This window comes from Pseudomonas sp. FW305-28, from assembly GCF_017351395.1.
In the GTDB taxonomy this organism is placed as follows: Bacteria; Pseudomonadota; Gammaproteobacteria; order Pseudomonadales; family Pseudomonadaceae; genus Aquipseudomonas; species Aquipseudomonas fluorescens_AA.
In genome coordinates this window covers 1-10943 of record NZ_JACNDD010000193.1, presented here as the reverse complement: position 1 = coordinate 10943, position 10943 = coordinate 1, and the positions used below count along the sequence as shown (strand labels likewise).

At 62.0% G+C, this 10943-nt stretch carries 9 protein-coding genes; 4 read left to right on the top strand and 5 right to left on the bottom strand.

The window, feature by feature from the left end; translation table 11 throughout:
- Positions 1 to 57: 57 nt before the first annotated feature.
- Complete coding sequence (locus tag J4E53_RS27795) at positions 58 to 1680, top strand: MFS transporter (protein ID WP_060741490.1); 1623 nt, start codon at positions 58 to 60, stop codon at positions 1678 to 1680.
- 42 nt (positions 1681 to 1722) lie between these two features.
- Here J4E53_RS27795 and J4E53_RS27790 read toward each other — a convergent pair whose 3' ends face one another.
- From J4E53_RS27790 to J4E53_RS27775, 4 genes are all read right to left on the bottom strand, one after another.
- Positions 1723 to 4200, bottom strand: coding sequence for a TonB-dependent receptor (locus J4E53_RS27790; protein ID WP_103311119.1), 2478 nt, complete (start codon positions 4198 to 4200; stop codon positions 1723 to 1725).
- A gap of 96 nt (positions 4201 to 4296) precedes the next feature.
- Positions 4297 to 5256, bottom strand: coding sequence for a FecR domain-containing protein (locus tag J4E53_RS27785; protein WP_103311121.1), 960 nt, complete (start codon positions 5254 to 5256; stop codon positions 4297 to 4299).
- A complete protein-coding gene (locus J4E53_RS27780) occupies positions 5253 to 5774 on the bottom strand; it encodes a sigma-70 family RNA polymerase sigma factor (protein WP_060741487.1) in 522 nt (173 codons plus the stop codon). The genes J4E53_RS27785 and J4E53_RS27780 overlap by 4 nt, the downstream gene beginning before the upstream one ends.
- 102 nt (positions 5775 to 5876) lie before the next feature.
- Positions 5877 to 6284 (bottom strand): response regulator, encoded by a 408-nt coding sequence (locus J4E53_RS27775; RefSeq protein ID WP_060741486.1) that lies wholly within the window; start codon positions 6282 to 6284, stop codon positions 5877 to 5879.
- A gap of 241 nt (positions 6285 to 6525) precedes the next feature.
- Here J4E53_RS27775 and J4E53_RS27770 point away from each other — a divergent pair, with 241 nt between their 5' ends.
- Positions 6526 to 8472: a DNA topoisomerase III gene (locus J4E53_RS27770; protein WP_103311122.1), complete on the top strand. Its 1947-nt coding sequence runs from the start codon at positions 6526 to 6528 to the stop codon at positions 8470 to 8472.
- Between the two features lie 613 nt (positions 8473 to 9085).
- Positions 9086 to 9415 carry a hypothetical protein gene (locus J4E53_RS27765; protein WP_060741484.1) on the top strand — a complete coding sequence of 110 codons (330 nt, stop codon included), beginning with the start codon at positions 9086 to 9088 and terminating at the stop codon, positions 9413 to 9415.
- 62 nt (positions 9416 to 9477) lie between these two features.
- Here the strand turns inward: J4E53_RS27765 and glsB are convergent, their stop codons facing one another.
- Positions 9478 to 10386: a glutaminase B gene (gene glsB, locus J4E53_RS27760; RefSeq protein ID WP_060741483.1), complete on the bottom strand. Its 909-nt coding sequence runs from the start codon at positions 10384 to 10386 to the stop codon at positions 9478 to 9480.
- 178 nt (positions 10387 to 10564) lie between these two features.
- Here glsB and J4E53_RS27755 point away from each other — a divergent pair, with 178 nt between their 5' ends.
- Positions 10565 to 10759: a hypothetical protein gene (locus tag J4E53_RS27755; protein WP_053123348.1), complete on the top strand. Its 195-nt coding sequence runs from the start codon at positions 10565 to 10567 to the stop codon at positions 10757 to 10759.
- Positions 10760 to 10943: the final 184 nt, after the last annotated feature.

The window sequence follows — 10943 nt, the reverse complement described above, 5'->3', positions numbered from 1 at the left end:
ACGCCACCCCGGCGTCGCAGTGGAACAACAAAAACAATCACTGTGAGGGATACCGCTATGTCCGAGCATGTTCAGCCCCTGGAAGCCACGCGCAGCGCCGGCACCAGCCAGGAAACCCAGAAAGTCATCTTCGCCTCGTCCCTGGGGACGGTGTTCGAGTGGTACGACTTTTTCCTCTATGGCGCCCTGGCGGCGGTGATCAGCAAGCAGTTCTTCGCCGGGGTCAACGACACCACCGCGTTCATCTTCGCCCTGATGGCCTTCGCCGCCGGTTTCATCGTGCGGCCGTTCGGGGCACTGGTGTTCGGTCGGTTGGGGGACATGATCGGGCGCAAGTACACGTTCCTGGCCACCATCATCCTCATGGGCCTGGCGACGTTCTGCGTCGGACTGCTGCCCAACTACGCCAGCATCGGCATCGCCGCGCCAATCATCCTGGTGGTATTGCGCATGCTCCAGGGCCTGGCCCTGGGCGGCGAGTACGGCGGCGCGGCGACCTATGTCGCCGAGCATGCGCCGATGGGCAAGCGCGGTTTCCATACCAGTTGGATTCAGTCCACCGCCACGTTGGGGCTGTTGCTCTCGCTGCTGGTGGTGCTGGGCTGCCGCTACTTCACTGGCGATCAGTTCGAAGTCTGGGGCTGGCGCATTCCGTTCCTGCTGTCGATCCTGCTGCTGGGCATCTCCACCTGGATTCGCCTGAGCCTGCACGAGTCGCCGGCCTTCCTGAAAATGAAAGAAGAAGGCAAGTGCTGCAAGGCGCCGATCCGCGAATCCTTCGGCAAATGGGAAAACCTGAAGGTGGTGCTGATCGCCCTGTTCAGCATCAATGCCGGGCAAGCGGTGACCTTCTACGCCGCGCAGTTCTACGTGCTGTTTTTCCTCACCCAGTTCCTGAAGATGGACCCAGCCCTGGCCAACAGCCTGCTGATTGTCAGCGTGGTGATTGGTGCGCCGTTCTTCATCTTTTTCGGCTGGCTGTCGGACAAGGTCGGGCGCAAACCGGTGCTGATGATCGGCCTGCTGCTGGCGACTGCCCTGTACTTTCCGATCTTCAAGACCCTGGCCCACTACGCCAACCCGGCCATCGACCAGGCCAGCCGCCAGGCGCCGATCACCGTGGTCGCCGACCCGGCCACCTGTACCTTCCAGTTCGACCCGGTGGGCAAGGCGCGTTTCGACAGCCCGTGCGACAAGGTCAAGACCTTCCTGGTCAAGCAAGGCCTGCCCTACAGCAGCGTCGCGGCCCCGGCCGGCAGCGCGGTGCAGGTCAGCGTCGGTGACGTGAAACTCGAAGGTTACGACGAAGCCGCCCTGCGCGGCGCAGTGACCCTGGCCGGCTACCCGCAGCAGGCCGACGCCCAGCAGATCAACCGGCCGATGATCGTGGCCTTGATCGTCGCGCTGATCATCATCTCGGCGATGTGCTACGGACCGCTGGCGGCGTTGATGGTCGAACTGTTCCCGACCCGGATCCGCTACACCTCCATGTCCCTGCCCTACCACATCGGCAACGGCTGGTTCGGCGGTTTCCTGCCCACCGTGTCGTTTGCCCTGGTGGTCTATACCGGGGATATTTTCTACGGGCTGTGGTACCCGGTGGTGATCACCGGGGTGAGCCTGGTGGTGGGCATGATCTGCCTGCGGGAAACCCGCAACGTGGACCTGGATACCAACTGAGGGCAAAACCGTGGCGAGGGCATTGGCGCCCTCGCCACCGGTTCAGAAGCGCCCCTTCAAGGTCATCGTGAAGTTGCGCGGCTCACCGTAATAGTTACCGAAGCTCTCGGTGCCGATGGTGGTGTAGTAGCGCTTGTCGAACAGGTTGTTGCCATTGAGGGCCACCGACCAGGTGTCATCGATGCGGTAGCCAACGCGGCCGTTCCACACGGCATAACCGGCCTGGGTGATCTTCTCGTCCGTCGCCGGCGATACGCGGAAATTGTCGCTCTGGGCATTGACCCCGGCACCGACACTGAACCGTTCGAACGCCCCGCCGAGGGCATAATCGCTCCACAGGCGCAGCACATGGCGCGGCACGTAGCTGTTGAACGAGCCGCCGTTGAGGCTGGTGTCAATGTCGTCGAGGGTCTTGGTCTGGGTGTAGGTGTAGCCGGCCAGCAGTTGCAGGCGCTCGATGACTTCACCGCTGATCTCGGCTTCGAAACCCTGGGCGCGCACCTTGCCAGCGTTCTCGTAGCAGTAGCCGTCCGAGGACGCGCAACTGGAGTTGTAGTCAGTCTGGGCCTGGTCTTTCTGCAGCGTGCGGAACAGGTTGAAGGCGCTGTTCAGGCGTCCCTCGAACCACTCGCCCTTGATCCCCAGCTCATAACTCTCGCCCACCAGGGGCTTGAGTGCCGAGCCGCTTTCGGAACGGTAGTTGCCCTGGGGCGTGAAGATATCCGAATAGCTGGCATAGGCCGTCAGGTACTCATTGAGGTCCAACAACACGGCGGCAAACGGCGTGACTTGCCCCGTCTCCGTGCTCTTGGCGTGCTCCGTACCGCCTGTGAGGAACACCGAGTCGGTCTTGGAGCTGTACCAGCTCACCCGGCTGCCGACGACAAACGTCAAGGGGTCAGCCAGTTTCAGCCGCAGGGTCGAATACATGCCTTGCTGCTCGGTCACGGTCTTGACCGGACCTCCGCGCGTCGAGTTTTCGATGAAGTAACTGTCGTCCGGTTCGGGAATATGTCGGTCCGGATCGAACACATTCTGCTTCTGTGGCAACAGCGCCACCGAGAAAAAATCATCCTTGTCCGAACGACTGGCGTTGAAACCGACGATCAACTCATGTTGCTGCCCCAGGGCGTCGAACTTGCCGTCCAGGTAGGCGTCGAAGCCGTAATCGACCTGGTCATAGTCATACATGCTGCCCAGCATGTTGGTGGTCGAGGTGCCTGGCGCCACCGAGCCCGATGCAAACGCGTATTTGATGTCCTGGGTATTTTTCGTATAGACACTGGCGACCTTCACGGCCCAGTCGTCGTTGAGCTGATGCTTGAGATCGCCGAACACCGTGGTCCGCTGGCTGCGCCAGGTGTTCCACGAGGGGTCCAGGCAAGTGGAACGACTGAGTTTCAGATCGCTGCCGTCCCGGTAGCGCGGAAGCCCGCCCCAGCACGGGCTTGCATCGACGTCCTCGTAGGCTACGCCCAGGCCGAGCGTCGTGTCGGGCGACAGGTCGAAGTCCAGGGCGCCGTAGTAGATCTGGTCCTTGCGCCGGGCATCATCGTAGAAATAGTGCCGGCTCTGCTCGGCGATCACCGCCCTGCCCCGCACGGTGCCGGCGTCATTCAACGGGCCACCGGTATCGACCTGCCCGCGGTAATTGTCCCAGGTCCCCCCGGACAGGCTGAGCTCGGTCTGCGCCGTGGCCTGGCCGCGTTTACGAACGAAGTTGACGCCGCCGGACGTGCCGCCCGCCCCCTTCATCATCCCGGCGGCGCCGCGCAGCACTTCGACCCGGTCGTAATAGGCCATGTCGCTGCTGAAACTGTCGGCTTGGACATAACTGTTGCCCATGTCCAGCGGAACGCCGTCGTATTGATACTGGCCAGACATGCGGAACCCGCGGGAATAGAAATACTTGCCGCCCATGGTCGAGTCGTAGACGGTGATGCCCGGGGTCTTTTCCATGACTTGATCGATGGTATTGAGGTTCTGGTCATCGAGCATCTTGCGGGTAATCACCGTCACCGATTGCGGCGTTTCGCGCAGGGAGTGCTCACCCTTGCCAATGGTGACCGCCCCCGTCGTGTAGGAGTGACTGTCCTCGGTGGTCGCCCCGAGCCGCTGTGCCTCGATGGTGGTGGCGTCCAATTCCAATGCCGAACCGCTGACCGGCGCGGGGCGCAGCACGTACGTGCCGTTGGCCTGGAGGGCGGCTTGCAGGCCACTGCCGCCAAGAATGCGGGCAAAGCCGTCGCCCACGCCGAAAGCCCCCTTCAGGCCGGGGGATTGCAAGTCTCCGAGTTGCCGGGCATCAAACGAAATGGCGACACCGGCGGCGCTGGAGAAACGGGTCAGCACATCCACCAGGCGACCAGCGCCGATATCGTAGGCCTGCACCGCGCGCTGCTGCGCCGCAGCCGCTGGAACCGGGCTGGCGTTCACGACCGTGACGCCGGCGGTCGTGACCGCCAGCAAGCTGATTTTCACTGCAAACACCAGACGGCCTGGCGCGCTCACCCAAGTCATACTTCCCCTCCCCAAAACGGTCGATAAAAACTCACTGAGGAAGAGCCGAACGATGGGGACGAAAAGTGCAGGGGCTGATTTTTTTATTGCGTAGCATTACCGCCGATGGCCAGCGGAGACCTGGACCCAGAATCGGCTATAGCGGGTCACTCGCAACGAAAAGCCGCTTTCCAGCGCGGCCAGGGCGAGATCGGTGTTATCGACGGGAAACACACCGGAAACCTTCAAGTCGCCAATCGCCGGATCCCAACGCAGCACACCGGGGCGATAGCGCGACAGTTCCTCCAGCAGCGCCGCCAGGGGACGGTCAATGGCGATGATGCTTCCCTTCTGCCAGGCACCGACCGACACATCGTTGCCGCGCAGCGCCCCCAACGACTGTTCGTTGAAATCCAGGCGCTGGCCGGCTTCGACCCGCATCCTTGAGCCACTTGCCAACAGGCTCACCTCGACCGCTTTCTCCAGCACCGCCACTTCGCCGCCCCACGCCTGGCTGCGGACGATAAACCGCGTGCCCAGCGCCAGCACCTCGGCCGGTCCCGTGACCACCTTGAACGGACGTCGCAAGGGATCGACCGCCGTCGTCACGAGCACCTCGCCCCGCAACAGCTCCAGGCGCCGCTGCTGTCCATCGAAACGAACATTGATCGAGGTGTCGGTGTTGAGCAGGACCGTGCTGCCATCGGCCAGCTGGAACGCGCGACGCTCGCCCACTGCGGTGCGGTAATCACAAAACAGGTTCTGGGTTGCCTGGCTGCGCCAGCCCAGCCAGCCCAGGCCGCCGGCGGACGTCAGCAGCAAGGCGCTGCGCAACACCTGGCGCCGGGATCGCTGGTGGGTGTCGCTCAGGGTCGGTGCCGCCAGGGCACCCGGCACACTCGCCATCTGCTCGGCCACCGCGGCCATGCGCTGCCAGGCCTGGCTGTGCAAGGGATCGGCGGCCAGCCAGGTGCGCCAATCGGTCCGGTCCGCGTCGGTCGCAATACCGGAATGCAGCCGGGCATACCACCGCGCCGCCACGCGGATGGCTTGCAACTCGTCGGGGGGCAGGTTCATGAAAGCTGCAATTGAATTTGCATCAGGCAGCAATGTTCCATGGCCTTGGCCATGTGGTTGTTGACCGTGCGGACGCTGACGCCCAGGCGCTCGGCGATTTGCGGGTACGTCAGGCCATCGAACTGCGACAGGATGAACGCTTGCCTGACGCGCGGCCCCAGCCCCAGGAGCAGACGGTCGATCTCCATCAGGGCCTGGAGCAGGATCGCCTGCTCTTCCAGCGATGGGTGCTGCTCTTGCGGCATGGCGGCCAAGGCTTCGAGGTAGGATTGCTCCAGCGAGCGCCGGCGAAACAGGTCGATCAACAGCCCTTTGGCGATCATTGACAGGTACGGTCGCGGCTCGCGGATATCCAGCGCGGTGCGCGCCTTGATGACTCGCACAAACGTATCCTGGGTCAGGTCGGCGGCATCGAACGTGTTGCCCAAGCGCTTGCGCAACCAGCCCTGGAGCCAATTGTGATGATCACTGTACAGAACGTCGACAGCACTGCGTAGGGACAGATCGTTGGCGGGCATGGCAATGGAATAATTCGCGACTGATAATGACTCGCATTGTCATGGAGCCCATCGCCGCTTGCAACCCAAACGTGCCTGGCCGCCGCCACCCTCTGGGATTACTCAGTGCATCGCGTGATTTTTCACCGTGCTCTCCACCAGATCCAGCATCTGGCCCAGGGCCCAGGGCTTGGCGATGAACGACGCGTGGTGCTTGATCCCGGCGCTTTCCGGCGTTTCGAAGCCGGACATGATCAGCAGCGGGATCTGCGGCCAGCGGTCTCCGGTCAGGTTGGCCAGGTCGGCACCGTCGATCTTGCCGGGCATGGTAATGTCGGTGAGCAACAGATCGACGAAATGGGCGCTCCTTTCGAGGAACTCCAAAGCATCGTCAGCGCTTTTCTGAGGCTCCACGACAAATCCTTCTTCCTCGAGGATTTCACAGAGAAACTCCAGGATAGTCGGATCATCTTCCACCACGAGAATCAAACGCGTAGTCGCCTGGCCGTTGCCATTGGGCATCGAATTCATGAAAGTGACTCTCCTTGACCTCATAAACCTTCTTTGCGGTTTCAACCGCCTTGAAGTTATGAGCCATACCCCTGCGAGAAATTCATTCTGCATGCCGACAGAACGGCCGAATGTCTCGCCAGACACCCTTGGCAACGCAGCGCAACGCTTTTATCTGTATATCCATACAGATAAAACTTGCCCTTGTGCGCATCCATGACCATGCTACAGCCCCATGAAATCTGCTCAGGAAAAGGGCGCCATGCAGCTGTACCTGTGTGAAAAACCGTCCCAGGCCAAGGACATCGCCGCGGTGCTCGGTGCCACGCGCCGTGGCGACGGTTGCTGGCTGGGTCCTGGCATCACGGTCACCTGGTGCATCGGCCATCTGCTGGAAACCGCCCCACCCGACGCCTACGACGCGCGCTACAAGCGCTGGGTCCTGGCCGACCTGCCCATCGTGCCTGCGCAATGGAAAATGACCGTCAAGCCGAAAACCGCCAGCCAGTACAAGGCGGTCAAGCGCCTGCTGGGGGAAGCGAAGGAACTGGTGATCGCCACCGACGCCGACCGCGAAGGCGAAATGATCGCCCGGGAGTTGGTGGAGCATTGCCGGTATCGCGGACCGATCCGACGGCTATGGCTATCAGCCCTGGACGAAGCATCGATCCGCAAGGCCCTGGCCGCCCTCAAGCCGGGCGTCGAAACCTTCAACCTGTATCATTCGGCCCTGGGCCGCTCCCGGGCCGACTGGCTGATCGGCATGAACATGAGTCGCCTGTTCACCTTGCTGGGGCGCCAGTCCGGCTACCAGGGCGTGTTGCCGGTAGGCCGCGTGCAGACGCCGACGCTGCGACTGGTGGTGGACCGCGACCGCAGCATCGCCAACTTCGTGCCGGTCGCCTATTGGGCCATCGACGTGCAGCTCAGCCATGAAGGCACGGCGTTCACCGCCCAGTGGCGCGCCGACCCGGATGCCTGCGACGACCAGGAACGCTGCCTGAACCAGGCCCTGGCCCGGGACGCGGCCCAGGCCATGGGCAACGCCACCACCGCCCGGACACTGAAGGTGCGTACCGAACGCCTGCGCGAAGCGGCGCCGTTGCCCTTCGACCTGGGCACCCTGCAGGAAGTCTGCTCGAAGAAACTCGGCCTCGGCGCCCAGGAAACCCTGGACATTGCCCAGTCGCTCTACGAGACCTACAAGCTCATCACCTACCCCCGCAGCGATTGCGGTTTCCTGCCCTTGAGCCAGCACAGCGAAGCACCGGCCATCCTGGCCGCCCTCGCCCAGGCCGACCCGAGCCTCGCGCCGCTGCGCGAGCATTTGCAACCGCAGCGCAAATCCCGGGCCTGGAACGACGCCAAGGTCAGTGCCCACCACGGCATCATTCCCACCGCCGCCGCCAGGAACCTCGACAAACTCGCCGGCAAGCAGCGTGCGGTCTATACGTTGATTCGCGCGCGCTACCTGGCGCAGTTCCTGCCCAACCACGAATACGACCGGACCCAGGCCGACTTCGACTGTGCCGGCCAGGCGCTGCGTGCCGTGGGCAAGCAGATCGTCGAACCCGGCTGGAAACGCGCCCTGCCCGAAGCGCTGGCGCCGGCAAAGGGCCGTGAAGCACCGGCACCGCAAACCTTACCGGCACTGGCCGAAGGTCGCGATTGCACGGTGGACGAGGTGAAACCCAAGGACCTATGGACCCAGCCGCCCAAGCCCTTCACTGAAGGCGACCTGATCAAGGCGATGAAGAATGTCGCCAAACTGGTGGAAGACCCGTTGCTCAAGCAGAAGCTCAAGGACACCACCGGCATCGGCACCGAAGCGACCCGAGCCTCGATCATCCAGGGGCTACTCGACCGCGGTTACCTGGTGAAGAACGGCAAGGCCCTGTCCGCCACACCGGCGGCCTTCAGCCTCATCGACGCCGTGCCCCGGGCCATCGCCGACCCGGGCACCACCGCCATCTGGGAGCAGGCCCTGGACATGGTGCAAAGCGGTGAAATGAGCCTGGAAGAATTCGTGACCCGGCAAGCCGCCTGGATGAGCAAGCACGTCGCCCGCTGCCAGGGCATGAGCCTGACCATCAGCGGCCCGGCCAGCCCCGCCGGGCGTGGCGCAACGCCATGGAAAAACAAACGCAAGCCGACCAAGCGCAAGACCGGCGGCGCACCGCGCAAGGCCAACAAAAATCAGCCCACCTGATTCCCCTGTGGGAGCGAGCTTGCTCGCGATGACGGTGAATCAGCCATCAGATAATTGACTGACACACCGCCATCGCGAGCAAGCTCGCTCCCACATTGATTGTGTGTCTGACCGGAAATCCTCATACCCAAACCATTTTGTCCGACAATATGTAGTGAACAAAAATAATCACTACAAAACCGTTGACGCCTCCGATTTGCCCTTGCATGATGCAGACGTCTCCCCGATCGGGAGTACAGGCAACTGTTTGAGCAAGCTCGTCTGACCGCCGAGCTGTTTTTTGGATAAGGGACTGCCCACAAGGCAGATTGAAGGTGCTGACCTGGCATGATCGTCCGGTAACAAGGACGAGAAACGTCGGCGAAGATCCTCATGACGCGCGTGGTCGACCCTCGAAAGTTGACACTGCCTGATGATTCTTCGCTGTTTCTCTTCGTTGTAGCGCATTTGCGTAGCAGCCCTTCGATAACACTACACAACCGATGCACGACCCCGTCGAAGTTCGACGGACGAACGCTGACGGCCTGGTTTCGGTAGCAGGCAGGCACTTACCGAGTAGCGAAGTTTTTGCGAACCACCAGACAGATCAACCAAATGGTCAAGGGGCTTACACATGAATCTGAATAATCAACCATCTATTGATGAACTGGCTCGCATGTTCGCCGCACACAAGGACACACTCGACAGCCATATCCTGTGGATCAGCAAGACTGGCCAGGTCCATATGGACTGCCTGTCGCCCTACACCCAAGAAGACGAGTTCGAAAAGAACACGCAAGAACTGTGTGCCCGGCTGAAGATGTACCGCCGTGGCCAGGGCTACGTCGGCAAGAAGGCCGCGGCTGACAAAGACTTCATGGGCCGCGTGCTGCAAACGCTGACCCAGGCCTGGCAGTCGATGCAGAACACTTCCGAGGTCCGGGTCATCGACCGCCTCTGCTGATATCCCCTAACGAAAAGGCCCGCGCCTGAATCAGGAGCGGGCCTTTTTTATGCGGCAGGAAACTAGAACACCGACCAGCCGATCCGTTGGCTCATCAACTCCAGCGCCGCCATGCCGGCCAGGGAGTTGCCGGCGGCGTTGAGTTCAGGCGACCAGACGCATACGGTAAACCGTCCCGGCACCACGGCGACAATCCCGCCACCGACACCGCTCTTGCCCGGCAGGCCGACGCGATAAGCAAAGTTGCCGGCCTCATCGTAAAGGCCGCTGGTGGCCATGATGGAATTGACCTGTTGGGTCTGCCGGGCGCTGAGGATCTGCTCGCCGCTGTGTTTGCAGAACCCGTCGTTGGCCAGGAAGCAGAATGCCCGCGCCAGATCGATGCAGCTCATCCGCAAGGCACAATGGCTGAAATAACTGCGCAACACCGCTTCCACGTCGTTATGGAAGTTGCCGAACGACTGCATCAGGTACGCCATCGCTGCGTTGCGGGCGCGGTGCTGGTATTCCGACTCGGCGACCTTGCCGTCCACCATGACCTGGGGGTTACCCGACAGGCGGCGCACAAAATCGCGCATCGACAGCGCCGGCGCGGCGAAACGCGACTGGTTGATATCACAAATCACCAACGCGCCGGCATTGATGAACGGATTGCGCGGCCGGCCGCGCTCGAACTCCAGTTGTACCAGGGAGTTGAAGGGCTGGCCGGATGGCTCATGACCCAGGCGCTCCCAGATCGCTTCGCCGGAATGCCCGATGGCCTGCACCAGGCTGAACACCTTGGAAATACTCTGCACCGAAAACGCTGTTTCGGCGTCGCCGGCACAATACAACTCGCCATCATTGCCATACACGGCAATACCCAACTGGTTGGGTACCACCGTGCCGAGGGCAGGAATGTAATCGGCGACCTTGCCCTGACCGATCAGGGGGCGAACCGCATCGAGGATCTCGTTCAACAGTGCTTGCATATGCGCGGGGTCCAGTCATTCCCCGTTCGAGTGCGGGGATACAGACGCTAGACGCTGGTGGGCGGGGTCAGAGCACACTGATTATCAAGCTTCAGGCACACAACCCTTGCTCCCACAGGATGCAAGCGTCTTCATCGAGCGGTCTATAGTTCAAAGGATCAATCGGCAGGAGTAGACGATGCGTCAGATCATGCAAAAAGAACCCTGGTGGGCCTCGCCGCCCCAGCCCGGGCAGGATGAAAGCGAGCTGGAATGGGGGTGGCTGGTGATCTACAGCGAAGGCGAGCCGCGCTTCGAGTTCATCAAGGAACGCCCATCGGACGAGCAGATCCGCCATCGCAAGGGTTGTCGCGTCACGCTCGGATCAGAATGAACCGTCCCGTCACGGCTTGATGTCCGGCAATGCCACCGCTCGATTGGCCAGGTCCGCCTCCACCAGGTTGCCTTCTATTTCCTCGTCCAGGTAGTACACCGGTGCCATCACCCCGCTGAGGGGATGCTTGAGTGACTTGAACCACGCCTCGTCGAACGCAGCGCTCAGGCTTTTGCGGATCTGC